Source organism: uncultured Nocardioides sp., assembly GCF_947488025.1.
Taxonomy (GTDB): domain Bacteria; phylum Actinomycetota; class Actinomycetes; order Propionibacteriales; family Nocardioidaceae; genus Nocardioides.
The window spans coordinates 290,396-310,879 of the sequence record NZ_CANKYS010000001.1; the positions used below are offsets into that span (position 1 = coordinate 290,396).

The 20,484-nt window shown below is 71.8% G+C and carries 17 protein-coding genes; 7 read left to right on the top strand and 10 right to left on the bottom strand.

The window, feature by feature from the left end; translation table 11 throughout:
• Positions 1 to 71: 71 nt before the first annotated feature.
• Positions 72 to 1,334 (bottom strand): DUF6350 family protein, encoded by a 1,263-nt coding sequence (locus Q1B24_RS01330; RefSeq protein ID WP_299922386.1) that lies wholly within the window; start codon positions 1,332 to 1,334, stop codon positions 72 to 74.
• A gap of 224 nt (positions 1,335 to 1,558) precedes the next feature.
• Here Q1B24_RS01330 and Q1B24_RS01335 point away from each other — a divergent pair, with 224 nt between their 5' ends.
• The 3 genes from Q1B24_RS01335 to Q1B24_RS01345 are packed head-to-tail and all read left to right on the top strand — an operon-like array spanning position 1,559 to position 5,147.
• Positions 1,559 to 3,457 (top strand): hypothetical protein, encoded by a 1,899-nt coding sequence (locus tag Q1B24_RS01335; protein WP_299922388.1) that lies wholly within the window; start codon positions 1,559 to 1,561, stop codon positions 3,455 to 3,457.
• A 60-nt stretch (positions 3,458 to 3,517) separates the two neighbouring features.
• Positions 3,518 to 4,918 carry a hypothetical protein gene (locus Q1B24_RS01340; protein WP_299922390.1) on the top strand — a complete coding sequence of 467 codons (1,401 nt, stop codon included), beginning with the start codon at positions 3,518 to 3,520 and terminating at the stop codon, positions 4,916 to 4,918.
• 4 nt (positions 4,919 to 4,922) lie between these two features.
• Entirely contained in the window at positions 4,923 to 5,147 is a 225-nt protein-coding gene (locus Q1B24_RS01345; RefSeq protein WP_299922392.1) for a hypothetical protein, read from the top strand.
• Positions 5,148 to 5,163: 16 nt separating this feature from the next.
• On the opposite strand, the gene sucD is transcribed toward Q1B24_RS01345, so the two are convergent.
• Together sucD and sucC are read right to left on the bottom strand one after the other, a co-directional pair.
• Positions 5,164 to 6,045: a succinate--CoA ligase subunit alpha gene (gene sucD, locus Q1B24_RS01350; RefSeq protein WP_299922394.1), complete on the bottom strand. Its 882-nt coding sequence runs from the start codon at positions 6,043 to 6,045 to the stop codon at positions 5,164 to 5,166.
• Positions 6,046 to 6,062: 17 nt separating this feature from the next.
• Positions 6,063 to 7,232 carry an ADP-forming succinate--CoA ligase subunit beta gene (gene sucC / locus Q1B24_RS01355; RefSeq protein WP_299922396.1) on the bottom strand — a complete coding sequence of 390 codons (1,170 nt, stop codon included), beginning with the start codon at positions 7,230 to 7,232 and terminating at the stop codon, positions 6,063 to 6,065.
• A gap of 129 nt (positions 7,233 to 7,361) precedes the next feature.
• Here sucC and Q1B24_RS01360 point away from each other — a divergent pair, with 129 nt between their 5' ends.
• Both Q1B24_RS01360 and Q1B24_RS01365 read left to right on the top strand, forming a co-directional pair.
• On the top strand, positions 7,362 to 8,696 hold the full coding sequence (locus tag Q1B24_RS01360) for a deoxyribodipyrimidine photo-lyase (protein WP_299922398.1): 1,335 nt from the start codon (positions 7,362 to 7,364) through the stop codon (positions 8,694 to 8,696).
• A gap of 215 nt (positions 8,697 to 8,911) precedes the next feature.
• Positions 8,912 to 9,679 (top strand): peptidoglycan DD-metalloendopeptidase family protein, encoded by a 768-nt coding sequence (locus tag Q1B24_RS01365; protein ID WP_299922400.1) that lies wholly within the window; start codon positions 8,912 to 8,914, stop codon positions 9,677 to 9,679.
• A 489-nt stretch (positions 9,680 to 10,168) separates the two neighbouring features.
• Here the strand turns inward: Q1B24_RS01365 and pcrA are convergent, their stop codons facing one another.
• The 6 genes from pcrA to Q1B24_RS01395 all read right to left on the bottom strand — a co-directional run bounded on the left by pcrA (position 10,169) and on the right by Q1B24_RS01395 (position 17,020).
• The gene (gene pcrA / locus Q1B24_RS01370; protein WP_299922402.1) at positions 10,169 to 12,580 is read right to left on the bottom strand and encodes a DNA helicase PcrA; all 2,412 of its coding nucleotides are present in this window, start codon (positions 12,578 to 12,580) and stop codon (positions 10,169 to 10,171) included.
• A 36-nt stretch (positions 12,581 to 12,616) separates the two neighbouring features.
• Positions 12,617 to 12,970, bottom strand: coding sequence for a hypothetical protein (locus tag Q1B24_RS01375; protein ID WP_299922404.1), 354 nt, complete (start codon positions 12,968 to 12,970; stop codon positions 12,617 to 12,619).
• A 29-nt stretch (positions 12,971 to 12,999) separates the two neighbouring features.
• On the bottom strand, positions 13,000 to 13,452 hold the full coding sequence (locus tag Q1B24_RS01380) for a universal stress protein (RefSeq protein ID WP_299922406.1): 453 nt from the start codon (positions 13,450 to 13,452) through the stop codon (positions 13,000 to 13,002).
• 1 nt (position 13,453) lies between these two features.
• A complete protein-coding gene (locus Q1B24_RS01385) occupies positions 13,454 to 14,896 on the bottom strand; it encodes an APC family permease (protein WP_299922408.1) in 1,443 nt (480 codons plus the stop codon).
• 67 nt (positions 14,897 to 14,963) lie between these two features.
• Positions 14,964 to 15,629, bottom strand: coding sequence for a response regulator transcription factor (locus Q1B24_RS01390; protein WP_299922410.1), 666 nt, complete (start codon positions 15,627 to 15,629; stop codon positions 14,964 to 14,966).
• Positions 15,626 to 17,020: an ATP-binding protein gene (locus Q1B24_RS01395; RefSeq protein ID WP_299922413.1), complete on the bottom strand. Its 1,395-nt coding sequence runs from the start codon at positions 17,018 to 17,020 to the stop codon at positions 15,626 to 15,628. The genes Q1B24_RS01390 and Q1B24_RS01395 overlap by 4 nt, the downstream gene beginning before the upstream one ends.
• Positions 17,021 to 17,163: 143 nt before the next feature.
• On the opposite strand from Q1B24_RS01395, the gene Q1B24_RS01400 reads away from it, so the two are divergent.
• The gene (locus Q1B24_RS01400) at positions 17,164 to 18,456 is read left to right on the top strand and encodes a PspC domain-containing protein (protein WP_299922415.1); all 1,293 of its coding nucleotides are present in this window, start codon (positions 17,164 to 17,166) and stop codon (positions 18,454 to 18,456) included.
• A 10-nt stretch (positions 18,457 to 18,466) separates the two neighbouring features.
• Positions 18,467 to 18,781: a hypothetical protein gene (locus tag Q1B24_RS01405; protein ID WP_299922417.1), complete on the top strand. Its 315-nt coding sequence runs from the start codon at positions 18,467 to 18,469 to the stop codon at positions 18,779 to 18,781.
• A 13-nt stretch (positions 18,782 to 18,794) separates the two neighbouring features.
• Here Q1B24_RS01405 and Q1B24_RS01410 read toward each other — a convergent pair whose 3' ends face one another.
• Entirely contained in the window at positions 18,795 to 20,483 is a 1,689-nt protein-coding gene (locus tag Q1B24_RS01410; RefSeq protein WP_299922419.1) for an aminotransferase class V-fold PLP-dependent enzyme, read from the bottom strand.
• Between the last annotated feature and the right edge of the window lies 1 nt (position 20,484).

The following is a 20,484-nucleotide window of genomic DNA, read 5'->3' on the forward strand; positions in this document are numbered from 1 at the left end:
CCAGGTCGCCGTCGTGCCGCGGCGTCGGCCCGAGCGAGGGGCGGTCGCCGTGGCTGTGTCCAGCCCCAGGGTCAGTCCTCGGTCGGTGAGTCGGTGAGCGAGTCGGTGCCCGGTGCAGCGTCCGGTTCGGTGTCGGGCACCGCACTGTCGGACGGGACGGTGGCGGACGAGGCGGTCCGGGCGGCACGCCAGGCGAACCATGCCAGCACCGAGGCGCCGAGGAGCGCGCCGACGCCGCACGCGGTGACGGCGTGGACCAGCACGTCACGGGTGAAGGGCCCCACGAAGCGCATCCGACCGGGTCCGGCGGCGCCGCCGGACAGCGAGGCGAGCACCGCGAACCCGACCCCGGCCGCCAGCCCGCCACCGCACCCGGCGAGGGCGATGCGGTCCCAGGTCAGGAGGCGGCCGCGCAGCGCGCGGTGGGCGGAGAAGGCGGCGACCAGCGGCGGGAGTGCCATCAGCGCGCCCACCCAGCCAGGAGGGGTGCCGACCGCCGGGAGCGCGGCGAGCAGGGGGACGACGGGGAGCGGTCCGAGGACGACCGCCCCGGGTGAGACGAGGGTGGCGCCGCCCACCGCGAAGCCCGGGCCCAGCAGCCACGAGCCGGCGAACAGGGCGGCATTGGGTGCGAAGGCAGCGTTGACGAGGGCGTAGAGGCCGGCCTCCGACGGGCTGGGGTGCAGCCGCGCGGTCATGGTCGCGGCCTCACCGAAGGAGACGACGAAGGAGACGAGGAAGACGATCGCGGAGACGGCCAGCAGGCGCGCGAGCACCGCGCCCGCGACCGCGGCGCCTGCCCGCACCGACGCGGGGAGGAAGGCCGCCCAGATCGCGGCGCGCCCCGACCCGATCGCGATGGCGGGGGCGGCGACGAACGCCGTCAGCAGCAGCGTCCAGCCGAGCACCCGCGGAAGGGACGGGTCGGCCGTGGTGCCGGCGGCGAGGGTCGCGACCACCACGGCCACGACGGCGTAGGCCGCGAAGAAGAGGGCGATGGCGGTCGGGACGGTGAAGTCGCGCTCGCCGTCCGAGATCCGGTCGGCGTCGGGGCCGTGGCCGGACACCGAGTCGCCGACGCGGTGGCCGAGCCGCCACATCGACCACGCCGCGATCGCCGTGATGCCGAGCGGGACGATCGTGATGCGTGCGCCCATGACGGTGACACCGGACCCGTGGCCGGCCAGCCAGGCAAGGGCGCCCACGCGCATGCCGTCGCGGGGTGCGCCGTGCACCCCGGCGTCGGTGGCGAACCAGCCGATGACGCCGATCGCGAGCAGCACCACGAGCGGCCCCAGCGCGGCGAGCGCCCCACCGAGGGTGGCGATCAGCACCAGCGGCCGCGGTCGGGCAGCGTCGGTCCGCCCACTCTCGTGTCGGGACCGGTCTGGTCGGGTGAGGAGCGACGTCATGGCTGCCCCATCATCACCCGCTCCCACCGGCAGATCGCGCTGCCACGCCGCCCGCTCCGGACCACGGGCCGGGGAAGGATCGGGGAGGGAGCGGACGGGGGGAAGGATGTGCGCGGCTCCCGCCACTCCCGTACCGTGGAGCGGTCATGAGGAGCCCCGAGACCTTCGACGCCTACTACGTCGAGACCCGCACCCGCCTCCTGCACGAGGCGTACGCCCTCACCGGCGACGCGCCGGCCTCCCGCGCCGCCGTGCGAGACGCCTTCGTGGTCGCGTGGCACCGCTGGCGCAAGGTCGAGCAGCTCGAGGACCGCGACGGCTACGTACGTCCCCTCGCCCACGGCCGCGCCCGGCGGCGGCACACCGCCCGGATCTGGCACCGTGACAAGTCTCTCGACCCCGAGGTGCGCAGCACGCTCGATGCGCTGTCCAAGCTCACCACCCGTCAGCGCGAGCTGCTCGTGCTCAACGGCATCTCGGCGCTCTCCCTGGGCGAGGTGGCCCGCACGGTCGGGCTGCCGCGGGCCGACGCCGAGCGGGAGCTGCAGACGGCCAGCGCGCAGTTCTCGCTGCACCGCGACGCCCCGACGACCGACATCCCGCGGTTGCTCCACGCCCTCGCCGGGCCCCTCGAGGACATCCGCTGGCCGCGCGCCACCGTCATCCGCCGGGCCGGGGCGGCGCGACGTCGTACGCACACGGTCATCGGCGCCGGCCTCGCCACCGTTGCGCTCCTCGCCTCCGGCTCGCTCGTCGCCACCGGCGCGGGTGCCGAGCCCACCAGCCTGACCGAGGAGAAGGCCACCCCGAGTGTCACCGTGCGCCAGCCGGTCGTCGACGACGCAGCGGAGGAGATGGTCAGCGCCGACTCGCTGCTCGCCCCGGCCCAGCTCGCCCGGTTCGGCGCAGGCCTCGACTGGACCGAGACCGCCACCACCGACAACCTCGACGGCGACGGACTCCTGGCGACGTGCCAGCGCGAGCGGTTCGCCGACCCCGACGGCGTGACGGCGCTCGCCCGCACGTGGGAGGGCACCGAGACACGCGTCGTGAAGAAGAAGGTGGGCCAGGGCAACCGACAGCGCACCCGCGGGCGCAAGGTCACCGATGTGAGGTCGACGGCCGTCGAGATGGTCGAGGTGTCCCGCGACGCCCGCCACGCGGCGCAGGGCTTCGAGACGGCGTCGTTGTGGTTCGCCGGTTGCATCGATCCCCGCACCCAGCTGATGGACACCCGCGCCGTCAAGCGCGTCGGCGACGAGGCGCGCACCTTCCGGCTCCGCTCGTGGGGCAAGGAGCCGACCACCCTGACCGTCGGCATGGCCCGCACCGGCAGCCTCGTGGTCACCCAGGTGGTGCGCAGCCAGGGCCGGCCCGTGTCGGACAAGGCGGTGCTCACCGGGCTGTCCGCCGCCGTCAACGGCGTCTGCGGTGCCGAGGGCGCCGGCACGTGCGCCGGGCGCGCGAAGTCCCGTGCCACTCCCCCGCTCTCGATCGGTACGCCGCCGGGGTTGCTGTCGGTCGTCGACCTGCCGCCCGTCGCCGCCGTGCGCGGCCCGTGGGTCGGCACCGAGCCCGAGAAGGCGCGCAACAACTACGCCGCCACCCGCTGCGACCGCACGACGTTCGAGGGCAAGGGCATCAGCAAGGCCCTGACCCGCACCTTCCTCTTCCCCGAGACGCCCAACGCCTCCCAGCTCGGCCTCACCCAGACCGTGGGTGCGATGCAGCCGGGCCGGGCCGCCACCTTCGTCGACCAGGTCCGCGACCGCATCCGCCAGTGCGGGCGCGCCAACCTCGGCACGAACGTCACCGAGCTGGCCTCGAGCTCCACCAGGTCCGCCGACCTGAGCGTGTGGGCCCTCACCTTCGAGATCAACGACAGCCAGTCGTTCCCGTTCCTCATGGCCGTCGTGCGCGACGGTGGCGCCGTCTCCCAGCTCGGCTTCGCCCCCGACCGCAACATGACGATGTCGCGCGCCGACTTCGTCGCCCTCGCGCGGCGGGTGGCGCAGCGGCTCGAACCGCTCGACCCCTCACGCTGATCGACCCTTCTCCCCCGTCCTCCCGGCAACCTTTTCGCCCGTCGGGGTGTCTCACACGGCATGAGGCAGCGCGCGCGGCTCGTCACGGCCGCGCTCGGGTGCGCCCTCGTGCTCGCCGGGTGCGGGGACCGGTCCTCGGACGGAACGGTGTCGGGCGACTGGCTGGGCGACTCCGTGACGACCGCGAGCGACGGGTCGAGCCCCGGCACGACGATCCCCGACGACTTCCCGCTGTCCTCGGGCATGGGCGGAGCCGCGGACACCGTCCGCACCTCCCGCACCGGCACCGGCCTGCGTGACCTCGAGCTGTGCGGCACTTCCCCGCTGCGCGGACTGGGCACCCGCGACCGCATGGTCGCCGACAACAGCGGCGGTGAGTCCGCCGACACCCGCGAGCTGCTGGTCCTGGGCGCCCCGGAGGACGCCGTACGTCTCGCGGACCGGCTGGCCGGCCTCGCGTCGGACTGTGCGGAGCCCGACCGTGGTCGCGACATGGACACGTTCACCGAGGTGCTCGCCTCGCCCTTCGGTCCCGGTCCGGCCACCACCCTCCTGCAGACCTACAGCGTCGACGGCGCACCGGGCGCCGGTGCGACCGTCGTCCACGTCGTACCCGTCGGCGCGGCGCTGCTCGTCAGCTCCACCTACGGCCAGTGGACGCGCGGCAGCGCCCGGGAGGCGGTCGACGCGACCGTGGCACCGCTGCGCAGGACCGTCGCGGCCCTGACGATGTTCGGTGAGGTGCCGGCACCCACGCCGTCGCCCTCCGAGTCGCCCTCCGAGTCCCCGTCCGAGTCCCCGTCCGAGTCGCCCTCGCCGGCACCCACCTCGCCGTCGCCGTCCACACCTGCTCCGTCGTCCCCTCCGTCGACCGAGCCGCCCGAGCCCACCGAGCCGCCGGAGCCCACCGAACCCCCGGAGCCGCCGGCGCCGGCCGAGATCCCGGTGGACTTCCCCCTCGACGTCGGCCTGCCCGAGGACGGCGGTGACTACGACGTCACGCCGCCCGCCGGCGACGTGGCGATGGACCCGGTCGAGATGTGCGGGCGCGCGGTGTGGCCCGTCCCGGGAGCGGACGACACCCGCCACCTCTACTCCTCCGTCGTCGGCCCGGAGTACTACGACGGCCGCGAGCTCGTCGTGCACACCGACGCGAAGGCCGCGACCGACGCGATGGCGGAGGTCCGCCGGGCGGCGCAGGAGTGCCGGCGCACGGGCAACCAGGTGTGGACCGTCCTCGAGCGCGACACCGGCCACGACACGGTGACGATGGGCCTGACGTACGACGACGGGCTGGGCAGCTCGGTCTACCAGGTGACCCGGGTCGGTGCGGCGCGACTGATGGTCCAGACATACGGTGAGGGCACGCTCGCGTCGCTGGACCGGCAGGCCGACGAGGTCACGGGGACCACCAACCAGATCGTCCAAGCGATGTGCGTGTTCACGAGAACGGGGTGCTAGAACCATGTCCATTCCCTCGACACTGGCCAGTGCGGCCTGCCCGACCCTGCCGTCGCCGCGGCGGCTCTCCGCCGTCGCGCCCGTACGCCTCCTCGGCGCGCACGTGGTGTGGCGGCTGCTGTGGGAGGCGCACCCGCCCACGCGCCACGACCGGCACGCGAGATCCACGACGGCCCCGCAGGTGGACCTGCGAGGCCGTCTGGAAGAGGCTGCTGACCAGGAGTCCTGACCAGCGACCCGGTTGATCAGAGCTTCTGCAAGATCTCCCGCATTAGCGCAGCGGTCTCCGACGGCGTCTTGCCGACCTTGACCCCGGCGGCCTCGAGGGCCTCCTTCTTCGCCTGGGCGGTGCCCGACGAGCCCGACACGATGGCGCCGGCGTGGCCCATGGTCTTGCCCTCGGGAGCGGTGAAGCCGGCGACGTAGCCGACGACGGGCTTGGTCACGTGCTCCTTGATGTAGGCGGCGGCGCGCTCCTCGGCGTCGCCACCGATCTCGCCGATCATCACGATCGCCTTGGTCTCCGGGTCGTTCTCGAAGGCCTCGAGCGCGTCGATGTGGGTGGTGCCGATGATCGGGTCGCCACCGATGCCGATGGCGGTGGTGAAGCCGAAGTCCTTCAGCTCGTACATCATCTGGTAGGTCAGCGTGCCCGACTTCGACACCAGGCCGACCGGGCCCTTGCCCGCGATGGTGTGGGGCGTGATGCCGGCCAGCGACTCGTCGGGCGTGATGATGCCCGGGCAGTTGGGGCCGATCATCCGGGTGGACTTGCCCTCGAGGTACTGCACGACCTCGGCGGTGTCGAGGACGGGGACGCCCTCGGTGATCACCACGAGCAGCGGGATCTCGGCGTCGATCGCCTCGATGCAGGCGTCCTTGGTGAACGCCGGCGGCACGAAGGCGACGGACACGTCGGCGCCGGTCTCCTTCATGGCCTCCTCGACGGTGCCGAAGACCGGGAGCTCCTTGCCGCCGAGCTCGACCGTCTGACCCGCCTTGCGGGCGTTGACGCCGCCGACGATGTTGGCGCCCGACTGGACCATGAGGGTGGTGTGCTTGGCACCCATGCCGCCCGTCATGCCCTGGACGATGATCTTGGAGTCCTTGTTGAGGTAGATGCTCATCTGTTCAGTTCTCTCTCTCAGGCCTGGTGGGCGAGCTGGGCGGCCTTGTCGGCCGCGCCGTCCATCGTGTCGACCTGGGTGACCAGCGGGTGGTTGAGCTCGTCGAGGATGCGCCGACCCTCGTCGACGTTGTTGCCGTCGAGGCGGACGACGAGGGGCTTGGCGGCCTCGTCGCCGAGGATCTCGAGGGCACCCTTGATGCCGTTGGCGACCTCGTCGCAGGCGGTGATGCCGCCGAAGACGTTCACGAAGACGCTCTTGACCTGGGGGTCACCGAGGATGATGTGGAGGCCGTCGGCCATCACCTGGGCGTTGGCGCCGCCACCGATGTCGAGGAAGTTGGCGGGCTTGACGCCGCCGTGGTCCTCACCGGCGTACGCCACGACGTCGAGGGTCGACATGACCAGGCCCGCGCCGTTGCCGATGATCCCGACCTGGCCGTCGAGCTTGACGTAGTTGAGGCCCTTGTCCTTGGCGGCCGCCTCGAGCGGGTCCTCCTCGTCGCGGATCTCGAACTGCTCGTGGTCGGGGTGGCGCACCTCGGAGGCGTTGGCGTCGAGCGACACCTTGCCGTCGAGCGCCTCGAGCTTGTCGCCCTCGAGGCGGGCGAGCGGGTTGACCTCGACGAGGGTGGCGTCCTCCTCGACGTAGACCTTCCACAGCGCCTGGACCATCTCGATGGCCTGGTCGCGCAGCTCGGCGGGGAACCTGGCCTCGTCCACGATCGCGGCGGCCTTCTCCGGCGTCACGCCCTCGAGGGCGTCGATGCGGATCTTCTTGACGGCGTCGGGGTTGGTCTTGGCGACCTCCTCGATCTCCACGCCGCCCTCGACCGAGGCGATGCACAGGTGCGAGCGGTTGGAGCGGTCGAGCAGGAAGGAGAAGTAGTACTCCTCGACCGGCGGCGTCGCCGGGGTCACCAGCACGCGGTTGACACGCAGGCCCTTGATCTCCATGCCGATGATGTCGCGGGCGTAGGACTCGGCCTCGTCGGCGGACTTGGCGATCTTCACGCCACCCGCCTTGCCGCGGCCGCCGGCCTTGACCTGCGCCTTGACGACGGTCACGCCGCCCATCTCCTCGGCGGCGGCGCGAGCGGCTTCGGGGGTCTCGGCGACCACACCCAGCGTCGTTGCGACTCCATGCTTGGCGAAGAGCTCCTTCGCCTGAAATTCCATCAGGTCCACGAGGTGACCAGTCCTTTTCGTCTGCGAACAGTGGCGGGGATTCCCTCTCGGCACCCTAGACCTCCCGAGCGGGGTCGCACGAGGTCGGGTGAGCGTGGTGGTGCTCACGCCCGGGCTAGGTTGAGGAGCATGCCCTCCTCGGAACGAGACGCCAGCTCAGCGGTGATGTGGTTCCGGCGGGACCTCCGGGTGCGCGACAACCCGGCCCTGCGCGCCGCGCTCGAGGAGGGGTCGGTGACCGCGCTCTTCGTCCTCGACCCGGCCATCTGGGCCACCGCCGGTCCGGCCCGCCGGGCGTGGCTGGCCGCCACCGTGCTGTCCCTCGCCGACCGGATCCCGCTGAGCATCCACCACGGCGACCCGCGCGACGTCGTACCGCGGGTGGCCGACGGTCGGCGCGTGCACATTGCCGCCGAGACCACCCCCTACGGCCGCCGTCGCGACGAGGCGGTCGGTGAGCAGGTCGAGCTCGTCGCCACCGGGTCGCCGTACGCCGTGGGGCCGGGGCTGATCCGCAACGGCAGCGGCGAGCCCTACCAGGTGTTCAGCGCCTTCAACCGCGCGTGGCGCGAGCACGGCTGGTCCGAGCCCGCACCGACGCCCCGCTCCCCCGACCTCCGACCGGCCGACTCCCACCAGCGCGCGCTCGACCTGATGGAGAAGGCCGTCGCCGACGCGCCGTTCGAGCTGCCCGCGGCCGGCGAGGACGCCGCGTGGCGGCGCTGGCGGTCCTTCCGCGACGAGGGCCTGAGCAGCTATCCCGACGAGCGCGACAGGCCCGACCACGACGGCACCTCGCGCCTCTCCCCCTACCTCCACCTCGGGGTGCTCCACCCGCGCTCGCTGCTCGCCGAGGTCGCCCCCACGTCGACGTACGCCACCGAGCTGGCGTGGCGGGACTTCTACGCCGACGTGCTGTGGCACACCCCGTCCTCCGCATGGTCGGATCTCAAGCCCGCGCTGAAGGGCATGAGGTACGACGACCCCGAGGACGCCATCGAGGCGTGGCGCACCGGGACGACGGGCTATCCGATCGTGGACGCCGGGATGCGCCAGCTCCTGCACACCGGGTGGATGCACAACCGGGTGCGGATGATCACCGCCTCGTTCCTCACCAAGGACCTCCACGTGTGGTGGCCGGTCGGCGCACGCCACTTCCTCGACCTGCTCATCGACGGTGACGTGGCCTCCAACAACCACGGCTGGCAGTGGGTGGCCGGCACCGGGACCGACGCCTCGCCCTACTTCCGGGTCTTCAACCCGGTGACCCAGGGCCTGAAGTTCGACCCGCAGGGCGACTACGTACGTCGTTGGGTGCCCGAGCTCGACCACCTGCCGGGCAAGGCGGCCCACGAGCCGTGGAAGTCCGACGTGGGCTACGAGCGCGACTACCCGCTCCGCATCGTCGACCACGCCGACGAGCGCCAGGAGGCCCTCGAGCGCTACCAGGCAGCCCGTGGCTGAGCACTCCAGGCAGTCGCGTCCGTTTATCGGCCGCCGGACGGGGTAGACGAACTCTTTTGGTCGAGGGTTGCACTTTCCCGTGATCTTTCCGTTACAGTCGTGCGCGGTCTAGCCGACCCGACCCCCCGACGACCCGGCAGATTGGTAATTCCTTCATGGGCAACCACCGAGCGGAGCGCGCTCCCCAGCGACGCACCTCGGCAACGGCTGCACCCGTGAGCGGCAAGCGACGTGCCTCCACGCCGCCGCGACGCTCGCTGGTCCGGCTCCCGTCCCTGCCACTCGTCGCCGGTGTCGCGGTGCTGGCGGTCTCCGCCGGTGGCGCCGTCACCGCGTCCGGGTCGGGCGTCACCGCCCTCGCCTCGGCCGGCTCGGCCGTCGGGTCCACGCAGGCCGTCGGCTCCGCTGCCGGCCAGGCCGTCACGCGCCGCAACGTCGTCGTGAGCCGCAACCACATCCGCGACTCCGGCAACGAGGAGACCGACCCCGAGCTCGTCGCGCTGGCCGAGAAGCAGATGGCCGAGCGAGCCGCCAAGCTCGAGCAGATGCGGCAGGCCGCGGAGAAGCAGGCGGCGAAGATCAAGGAGAACAAGTGGGTTCTCCCCCTCGCCAACTACCAGCTCACCGCCACCTACGGTGAGTACGGCCTCTGGGCGAACTACCACACCGGCCTCGACTTCAACGGTGAATCCGGCGACCCGATCTCGGCCGTCGCCAACGGCACGGTCACCTCGGCCGGCTACGACGGGGCCTACGGCAACAAGACCGTCATCACGCTCGATGACGGCACCGAGATCTGGTACTGCCACCAGACCTCCATCTACGTCTCCGTCGGCGATCGTGTCAACGGCAGCGAGGTCATCGGCACCGTCGGCGCCACCGGCAACGTCACCGGCTCCCACCTCCACCTCGAGGTCCGCCCCGGTGGCGGCGATCCGGTCGACCCGTTCCAGGCGTTCGTCGAGCACGGCATCGTCCCCTGATCGACTGCCGCCCGCCGCTGCGGTGGGCCACGCACCTTTTCGAGCCGCAGAACCTGCCTCACACACCGCCCGCCCGCGCGTCGTACGCCGACCCGCCCCCGAGCGGTGACGGAGCCACATTCCGGCTGCAGGAAATGTCGGTGGACCACCGCCCATCCGCGCGACGTACGCCGACACACGCCCGAGCGGTGGCGGACCCACATTCCGGCTGCAGGCAATGTCGGTGGACCACCGCCAGCCCGCGCTGCGGTGAGCCAGGCACCTTTTCGAGCCGCAGAACCTGCCTCACGCACCGCCCAGCCCCGCGTCGTACGCCGACACGCCCCCGAGTGGTGACTGACCCACATTCCGGCGGCAGGAAATGTCGGTGGACCACCGCCAGCCGGCCCGTCGTAGCGGTGAGCCAGGCACCTTCTCGAGCCGCAGAACCTGCCTCACGCACCGCCCGCCGGCGCGTCGTACGCCGACACGCCCCCGAGCGCCGGCTGGCTAGAGCTTCTCGACGGGGGCGTAGCGGAGCAGGAGGCGCTTGACGCCGTCGGAGCCGAAGTCGATGGAGGCCACGGACTTCTCGGCCATGCCCTCGACGGCGACGACCGTGCCCATGCCGAAGGAGTCGTGCACGACCCGGTCGCCCGGCGACAGGCTCGGGATCTCGCGGGCCGGCTTGGCCTTCGACGCCGCGTCGGCGCGCAGGGCCGCGGAGCTGAAGTTGCGCCGCCCGGCGTCGGTGGGGGTGCCGAGGCGCGCGGAGCCGCCGGTCAGGTCGGTGCGGCCCCACCGGGTCTGCTCGGCCGCCGTACGACGCCAGTCGACGAGGTCGACCGGGAGCTCGTCGAGGAACCGGCTGGCGGGGTTGTGGCTGGGCGCACCCCACGCGGAGCGGACCAGGGCCCGGGAGATGTAGAGGCGCTGCTGCGCGCGGGTGAGGCCGACGTAGGCCAGCCGGCGCTCCTCCTCGAGCTCGGGCTGGTCGCCGAGCGAGCGCTGGTGGGGGAAGACGCCGTCCTCGAGACCGGTGAGGAAGACGACGGGGAACTCCAGCCCCTTGGCGGTGTGGAGGGTCATCAGGGTGACCACGCCGGAGTCGTCGCCGTCCGGGGAGTCGGGGATCTGGTCGGCGTCGGCCACCAGCGCGACCCGCTCGAGGAAGTCGCCGAGCCCGACCGCGACGGTGCCGGCCTCGACCTCGGCCGGGTCGGCGCTGGGCCCGGGCTGCGGGTCCTCGGCGAACTCGCGGGCGACCGCGACGAGCTCCGCGAGGTTCTCCGCACGGGTGCCGTCCTGCGGGTCGTCGCTGGCCTCGAGCTCGGCGAGCAGGCCCGAGCGCTCGAGCACGGACTCGAGGATGACGTCAGGCCGCTCGTCGGCCTCGACCATCGACTGCAGCTCCTGCACCATCGCGACGAACGCCTCGATGTTGCGCAGGCTGCGCGTGGCCAGGCCGGGAGCCTCCGCCGCCCGGGTCAGGGCGTCCCAGAAGGTGGTCCGGTCGCGGTCGGCGAGCGCTGCGATGCAAGCCTCCGCCCGGTCGCCGATACCGCGCTTGGGGGTGTTGAGCACCCGTCGCAGCGAGATCTCGTCGGCGGTGTTGACCAGCATGCGGAGGTAGGCCAGCGCGTCGCGCACCTCCTTGCGCTCGTAGAAGCGCACCCCGCCGACCACCTTGTAGGGCTGGCCCGTGCGGATGAACACCTCCTCGAAGACGCGGGACTGCGCGTTGGTGCGGTAGAACACCGCGACGTCGGCAGGGCGTACGCCGGCGTTGTCGGCCAGCTTGTCGATCTCCTCGCTGACGAAGCGGGCCTCGTCGTGCTCGTCGTCGGAGACGTAGCCGACGATCCGGGCCCCCTCCCCCGCGTCGGTCCACAGCCGCTTGGGCTTGCGACCGCGGTTGTTGCCGATGACCGAGTTGGCCGCGGACAGGATGGTCTGCGTGGAGCGGTAGTTCTGCTCGAGCAGGATCGTGGTGGCGTCGGGGAAGTCCTGCTCGAAGTCGAGGATGTTGCGGATGTCGGCCCCGCGGAAGGCGTAGATCGACTGGTCGGCGTCGCCCACGACCATCAGCTCGCTGGGCCCGACGAGGTCGCGTGACGGATGCGGCGCGTCCTCCTCGACCGGCGCGAGCGGCTCCTCGAGCGACGTCCCGCACAGCTGCTGGATCAGGCTGTACTGGGCGTGGTTGGTGTCCTGGTACTCGTCCACCAGCACGTGGCGGAAGCGGCGGCGGTAGTTCTCCCGCACGTCGGGGAACGCCTGCAGCAGGTGCACCGTGGTCATGATCAGGTCGTCGAAGTCGAGGGCGTTGGCCTCGCGCAGGCGGCGCTGGTATGCCGTGAAGGCCTTGGCGTAGGCCTCCTCGAAGGAGTTGCGTGCCTCCTTGGCGGCGTCCTCGGGGTCGCGCAGCTCGTTCTTCTGGTCGGAGACCCAGTGGAGCACCGCGTTGGGCTGGTAGCGCTTGGGGTCGAGCTCGAGGTCACGCAGCACGAGCGTCATCAGCCGCTTGGAGTCGGCCGCGTCGTAGATCGAGAAGTTGGACTTGAAGCCCACCCGGTCGATCTCCTTGCGGAGGATGCGGACGCACGCGGAGTGGAAGGTGGAGACCCACATGATCCGCGCCCGCTTGCCGACGAGGTCCTCGACGCGCTCCTTCATCTCGGCGGCGGCCTTGTTGGTGAAGGTGATCGCGAGGATCGAGCCCGGGTGCGCCTTGCGCTCGTTGATCAGCCAGGCGATGCGGCGCGTCAGCACCCGGGTCTTGCCCGAGCCCGCGCCGGCGACGACGAGGAGCGGTGCCCCGGCATGGGTCACCGCCGCTCGCTGGGGCTCGTTGAGCCCGTCGAGGAGCGGGTGGTCGCGGAGCTCGAAGAGGGCCTGCTCGGAGGTGTCAGTGGGGGTCATCTCGCCCCCAGCCTATGCGGGGGCGGTGACAGCCGATCAGGCGTGGGCGGGCGACCAGAAGACCGCCACGGCGATGTTGGCGATCGTCAGCGCGAGCAGGCCGAAGTAGAGGCCCTGCGGGATGCTCGGCTTGCGCATGTTGACCATCACCAGCACCAGGATGACCAGGCCGACGGCGAACTTGACGCCGATCTTGGCCTGGTCGGGCGAGCCCAGGCTCTCGAGCACCCCGACCAGCAGCAGGCCGGCGAGGAACGCCAGGCCGGAGCCGTCACGCATCAGCGAGTTCACCCGCTTGGTGTCGTCACGCACCTGCACCAGGAGGCCTCCGAGGAGGGCGGCGTAGCCGAGGATGTGGGCGAAGAGCAGCACCAGCCGCAGGGTCTCCATGCGCACACCCTAGTGAGTCGGCCGGACGGTCAGGACCGGCGCCTCTTCGGCTTGGGTGCAGGGCGTACGACGAGCACGGGGCACGGCGCGTAGTGCTGCACACGCTGGGCGGTGCTGCCGACGAGCACGCTGTCGCTCAGGCCGCGGCCACCCGCCGCGACGACGACCAGCCCGGCGTCGTACTGCTTGGCGGCCTTGATGATCTCGTTGGCCGCCGAGCCGCTCCGGATGCGCTTGTTCACCTTCGGGCCCCAGCCCTCGAAGACGGCGGCGATGGTGTCGACCGCACTCTGCGCGGCGTCGCGGAACGACCCGTCGATCTTGCCCTCCGACAGGTCGTCGGCGAACGCCACCGAGGCCAGCGGCCGGATGACCGCGACGACGGAGATCTCGGTGACCTTCGTCGGGTCGGCGAAGGACTTGAGGTGCTTGGCGGCGGCCAGCGACTGGCGCGAGCCGTCCGTGGCGACGATGACGTGCATGTCAGCCCTCCTTGGTGGCGCTGGTGGTGGCGTCGAGGTCGGGGGTCCGGGACCCGGTGCCCTTGTTGCCGAAGAAGTACTCGACCAGGAACAGCACCAGGCCGACGCCGATGAGCCCGGCGCACCAGACGAGGGAGTAGGGGTCGTCCCAGATGGTGAAGTAGAGGATCGCGAGGTTGCCGATGAGCCCGACGACCAGCAGCGGCGAGCTCGCCCTGAAGAAGGGGTGGTCCTCGTCCTGCCCGCGGAGCTTGAAGCAGGTCACGATCACCAGCGCGTAGATCGCCAGGAGCAGCACGACGGTGACGGTGGCGAGGCGGCCGACGAGGTCGATGCCACCCCCCGCCTCGGTCACGAGCGTGCCGATGACCAGGAGCGAGCCGACGACCAGGCCGCTGAAGATCAGGCCCACCCACGGGCTGCGCCGCGTCGGGTGGATCTTGGCGAAGACACCGGGCACGACGTCCTCGCGGGCCATGCCGTAGAGCACGCGGGGCTGGGTGACGATCGTGACCAGCGTGGTGTTGGTGATCGCGATCAGCGCGATGATCGAGAAGAGCTTGGTCATGAACTCGGTCGAGAACGGCAGGATGCCGGCCTTGACCACCTCGAGGAGCGCGGCATCCGAGTTGGCGAGCACGTCGTTGGGGACGGTGAGGGCCGCGGCCATCGAGACGAGGACGTAGACCAGGCCGGCGACCATCATGCCGCCCACCAGCGAGCGCGGGAACGCCTTGTAGGGGTCGATGGTCTCCTCGGCCACGTTGGCGGTGTTCTCGAAGCCGGTCATGGCGAAGAAGGAGAACGAGATGCCGGCCAGCACCGCGAGCGCGGGGCTGCCGTAGTCCCCGGACGTGTCGATCGCGGTCAGGACCCCGAAGTCGGCGTCACCGCGGCTCACGTGGATGATGCCGATCACCATCACGATGAGCAGACCGGCGACCTCGACGAAGGTCATCAGCATGTTCATCCACACCGACTCGGTGATCCCGATGAAGTTGACGACGACCAGCAGGGCGACGAAGACCAGCGAGACCAGCAGCGCCGGCGGCGCGGACCACAGCGTGTCGAAGTAGGACGCGAAGCCCACCGCGAGCGAGCCCGATGCCGCCATCGACGCGGCCAGGAACGAGACCGTCACCAGGAAGGTCAGCGGCCGGCTGCCGAACGCCTTGTTGACGTAGAGCGACGCGCCTGCGGCCTGGGGGTACTTCGTCACGAGCTCGGCGTACGCCGCTCCCGTGATCGCGGCGACCGTGACGCCGAGCGCGAAGGCGATCCAGAACGCACCGCCGACAGCGGCCGCGACCAGGCCGATGAGGACGTAGATGCCCGACCCCAGCACGTCACCGAGCGTGTAGAAGAAGAGAAGACGACCGGTGATCGAGCGCTTGAGCTCGCTGTCGTCCTCGTCGGGCCGAGGGATGGTGGCGCTGTCTGCCATCCCACGACCCCACCGGTTCCCCGGTCCCTTGTCAATCATCGCCCACCCGGACGGGGGCGACGCCGGCTCAGAGCAGGCGACGGTCTGAGGCCCACTTCGTCAGCTCGTGCCGGCTCGAGAGCTGGAGCTTGCGCAGCACCGACGACATGTGGGTCTCCACGGTCTTGACCGAGATGAACAGCTCCTTCGCGACCTCCTTGTAGGCGTAGCCGCGGGCGATCAGCCGCATCACCTCCCGCTCGCGCTCGGTGAGCCGGTCGAGGTCCTCGTCGACCGCGGCCACGTCGATCGACCCGGCAAAGGCGTCGAGCACGAAGCCCGCGAGCCGCGGCGAGAACACCGCGTCTCCCCCGGCGACCCGGGTGATCGCGTCGACGAGCTCGGGCCCGGTGATCGTCTTGGTGACGTAGCCGCGGGCGCCTCCGCGGATGGTGCCGATGACGTCCTCGGCGGCGTCGGAGACCGACAGCGCGAGGTAGAGCGTGTCGTGCGACGGCTGGCGGCGCATCACCTCGACGCCTCCTCCGCCGGGCAGGTGCACGTCGAGCAGGACGACCTGCGGCTGCAGCTCGCGCACGACGGAGACGGCGGCGTCGGCGTCCGCCGCCTCGCCGACGACCTCGACCAGGCCGGCTCCGCTCGCGGCGAGCTCGGCGCGCACCCCGGCGCGGAACATCGCGTGGTCGTCGACCAGGACCACCCGCACGGGACTCGTCGGATCGGCCTGGTTCATCGGGTCTCCTCGTGGTCGTGCGGCTGCTCGTCGGGCTGGTGGTCAGGCTGGTGCGGGGGGTCGTGCCTGGGTTCGTGCGCGCCGGAGCGGGGCATGTGGAGCCGGACCTCGGTCCCCTCGCCGGGAGCAGAGCGTACGTCCGCGCCGCCGCCGTGGCGTGCCATCCGGTCGACGATGCTGTTGCGCACGCCATGGCGGTCGCCGGCCACGGCGCCGAGGTCGAAGCCGGAGCCGCGGTCGCGGACGAACACGTCGACGGCCCCGTCGGTGGTCTCGGCGTAGACGTCGGCCCGCTGGGTGCCGGCGTGCTTGGCGACGTTGACCACGGCCTCCCGGGCGGCGAGGACGATCGGGCGCAGCGCCTCGTCGAGGTCGCAGTCGCCGACGGTGACCACGTCGACGACGACGGGGTGCTGCGACTCGACGTCGGCCGCCATCTCCTTCAGCGCTCCCGCGAGCGTCGTCGCGTCGGTGGTGTCGGCCTCGAACAGCCACTGGCGCAGGTCGCGCTCCTGCGAGCGGGCGAGCCGGGCGACGGTGGTGGCGTCGTGGGCGTTCTTCTGGATGAGCGCGAGGGTCTGCAGCACCGAGTCGTGCAGGTGGGCGGCCATGTCGGCGCGCTCCTGGGTGCGGACCCGCTCGGCACGCTCGGCGCCGAGGTCGTTGACCAGCCTCAGCGCCCACGGGCCGACCACGATGGCCAGCCCCAGCAGCCCGAGCAGGCCGGCGACGAGCACCGGCACGGCGAAGGTCGCCTGTCCGGCGGCGACGGCGAAGACGATGAGCGCGGTGACGATCAGCCCGAGGCCCGCGGCGATGCGCGCGTAGGCGGCCCAGCCGCCGTTGCCGAAGATCGCGCGGAACGGGTCGATGCGCCCCGAGGAGTCCATCCAGCGCTCGCGCTGGGCCTCGTCGGCCTGGCGCCACAGCAGGCCGATGCCCGCGACCCCGAGGACCACGGGCCAGAAGAGGACGCCCTGGCCGAAGATGCCCTCCACACCGAGGACCACGCCGAAGAACAGCGCGCCCAGGGCGATCGCCGGTCCTGCGTCGCGCAGCCGTGATCGCCGCCCGGGACGCTTGCCGGTGCGGGTCGCGCTCTCCAGCCCCGGAGCGCCGACCTCGAAGTGCTGGTCGGCGGGCAGGAACACCCACAGGCCGGCGTAGAGCATGAGCCCGAAGCCGCCGAGGAACGCGGTGGCCACGAAGAAGCCCCGCACCCACAGCACGGGAACGCCCAGGTGCTCGGCGAGACCCGCCGCGACGCCGCCGGCGATCGGCGCCGAGATGTCGCGGTAGGCGCGACGGGGCGCGCCCGGGCGCGGCGGGCGGGCGGTCGCGCGGCCGGCCGGGTGCGGAGCCGGGTGTGCGGGGGGCGTCGGGTGGCTCATCGTGCCTCCATCGTCGCAGGCGTGCACGTGCGCGACCATGAGGACTGACCCCGAGCCGACCCTGACCCGCACCCCGGCGACGACGACGCAGATCAGGGCTATCCCCGATGGTGCGGGGCAGCGACGACGAGGAGAGTTGAGCCATGGACAACGCCACCCCCTCGAACCCCGCGGACCCGCCCGGGTCGTCCGCGGCAGCGACTCCGACCGAGGCGCACGAGCAGCCCGCCCCGGGCACGCCGCCCCCGTCGGGACCGCGGGTCACCCGCGGCGAGATGAAGGACCTGGGCCGCCTGCGCCGCAGCGTCACCGACCGGCACGTGGCCGGCGTCGCCGGCGGCATCGCCCGCCACCTCGACGTGGACCCGATCATCGTCCGCGTCGCGCTGGTGGTGGCGGTCTTCTTCGGCGGGGCCGGCCTGCTGCTCTACGTCGCCGCCTGGATCCTGGTGCCCGAGGAGGGCACCGACGACGAGCCGCTCGGCCTCGACCAGCGCAGTCGCACGATCGCCCTCGCCGGCGTCGGCGTGCTCGCCCTCGTCGCGGCGCTCGGCGACTGGGCGGGGGCGTTCTGGTTCCCCTGGCCGCTCGCGATCGGCGCCGCGCTCGTCGTGTGGTTCCTGAACCGCAAGGAGCAGTCGTCGACCCGCGCCGGCAGTGCCGCGCCGCCGATGTACGACGGCCAGTTGCCGGTCGACCCCGCTGCCCACGCTCCGGGGTACGCCACGGGGTACGACCCGTCGTACGCGACCGGGTACGAGACGGGGTACGCCCCCGCCTACGACCCGGCCGGGCAGTGGGCGTCGTACGACCGGCCGCGGCGACCGCGCAACCCGCGCAAGCGCGGACCGATCCTGTTCTGGTTCACGCTCGCGCTGATCTGCCTCGGGGTCGGGGTGCTCGCCGTGGTGGACATCGCCGGCGTCGCCGTCGCGGACAGCGCCTACCCCGCCCTCGCGCTCGGCATCATCGCGGTGATGCTCGTCGTCGGGTCCTTCTGGGGTCGCGCCGGTGGGCTGATCCTCCTGGGCCTCGTGGCCGCCCTCGGCACCGCAGCGGCGACGGTCGGCGGCAGCATCGGCGAGGAGACCCGCTACTACGCACCGACCGACGCCGCCGAGGTCCGCCAGGCCTACGAGTTCGGCGGGGGCCGCTTCACCCTCGACCTGTCGGAGGTCTCCGACGTCGAGGGCCTCGACGGCCGCGACCTCACGATCGACGGGGTCGGCGGCGTGGTCGAGGTGGTCGTCCCCGACGGGATGGACGTCGACGTCCGCACGCAGGTCGTCGGCGGCACCAGCCAGGTCTTCGACGAGCAGGCCGACGGCTTCGACATCACCCAGGACGGGTTCCTCGACGGCGGCGACGGTGTCCCGGACATGTCCATCACCATCGACCTGGTCGGCGGCGAGGTCCTCGTCCGCGAAGCCGCCTGAGGAGACAGCCATGACTGACGACCGCAACAACCACCCTGATCTCTATGGCTACGACACCGGCTACGACGGGGGCTACGGCACGACGTACGACGAGCCGATGACGGGGCCGCTCGACGCACCCGACAAGCCGTCGGGCCTCCACCCGGTCAACATCGGCCAGCTCGTGATGGGCGTCGCCTTCGCAGGCATGGTGCTGGTGTGGGCGCTCGTCCAGGGCGACGTCGTGGAGACGTCCGAGCTCCGCTGGCTCATGCCGATCCCGTGGCTCGCGGCCGGTGCCGCCGGACTCGCGGCGACGGTCTGGCCCTCACGACGGTCGACCTGACCCGACGGCGTCCCTAGCCGAGCGAGCACGCAGGCAGCGCGAACCACCGGAGGTCGTCGAAGTCGGCACCGAGGTGGGCGTTGTCGGACCAGTCCGGGGGCGAGGCGGCGGCCATGATCGCGCGGCCCTCGTCGAGGTGCTCCCGGAGCACCGAGACGGGGGCCGTCTGCGTGTGCGCGGGCCAGGTCATCGCCCCGTCGGCGGCGTAGATGACGTCGGTCAGGCGCAGCGGCGGCTCGACCGGGCCGGTGCGGTGGTGCCAGAGGCCGGTTGCCGGGTCGAAGCGGTAGTCGCCGAGGAGGCGCCAGCCGTCACGCGCCACGAGGCGGACGGCCTCCACGACGTAGGTGAAGACCTCCTCGTCGACGAAGTAGTTGAAGTTGACCCGCACCCAGCCCGGCTTGATGCCCTCACAACCTCCCCGGATCTGCTCCTCGTAGCGGTGGCTGTGGTCGAGGTCGATGTCGAGCAGCCGGTGGCCGTAGGGACCGGCGCACGAGCAGCCACCGCGGGTCTGGATGCCGAACAGGTCGTTGAGCAGCGCGACGACGAAGTTGTGGTGGAGGTAGGTGCCGTCGGGGGCCTTGACGACGAAGGACACGATCGAGAGGCGCTGGGAGTCGAGGTTGCCGAGGATCTGGATGGTCGGCTCGGCGACCCACGCCTCGACGGCGCGCGCGAGCAGCTCCTCCTCGTGGGCCTGGATCGTCTCGACGCCCACCGCCTGCTTGAGCTGGAAGACCAGCCCCGCGCGGATCGACTCGACGATCGCCGGCGTGCCGCCCTCCTCACGGTGGGCCGGGTCGTCGAGGTAGCGGTGCTCGGTCGGGTTGACGTACATGACCGTCCCCCCGCCGGGCACGACCGGGACCCGGTTGGCCATCAGCTCGCGGCGGACGACGAGGACCCCCGGGGTGCCGGGACCGCCGATGAACTTGTGCGGGCTGATGAAGATCGCGTCCTTGCGGGAGGTTCCGGGGCCGTACATCTCGATGTCGACGTAGGGCGCGCACGCGGCGAAGTCCCAGAAGCTGAGGGCGCCGTGCTCGTGGAGCAGGTCGGCGACGCCCTCGGTGTCGGTGACGATGCCGGTGACGTTGGAGGCCGCGGAGAACGAGCCGATCCTGAGCGGCCGGTCGGCGTGGCGCTCGAGCTCCTCGCGCAGGTGCTCCAGCGAGACCCGGCCGTCGGCGTCCTCGTGGATGGTGACGACGTCGGCGATGGTCTCGCGCCAGCTCACCTCGTTGGAGTGGTGCTCGAACGGGCCGATGAACACCACGGGGCGCTCGTGGGCCGGGATCGCGTCGCTGAGGTGGTGGCGGTCCTCGAGCACGCAGGGGATGCGGAGGCCGAGGATGCCGATCATCTTGTCGATCGCGGAGGTGCTGCCGGAGCCGCAGAAGACCACCACGGTCTCGTCGTCACCACCGACCGCGTCGCGGATGATCCGCCGCGCGTCCTCGCGGAGCCGGGTGGTCTGCAGTCCCGTGCCGCTCGCCTCGGTGTGGGTGTTGGCGTAGGCGGGGAGCACCTCGTGGCGGATGAAGTCCTCGATGAAGGTCAGGCTGCGACCCGACGCGGTGTAGTCGGCGTAGGTGACGCGGCGTGGACCGTAGGGGCCCTGCATCACCTGGTCGTCCCCGATGACGGACGCGCGGATGCGCTCGAGCAGGGGGGTGGAGGGGGCACCGGCGTACGTCACG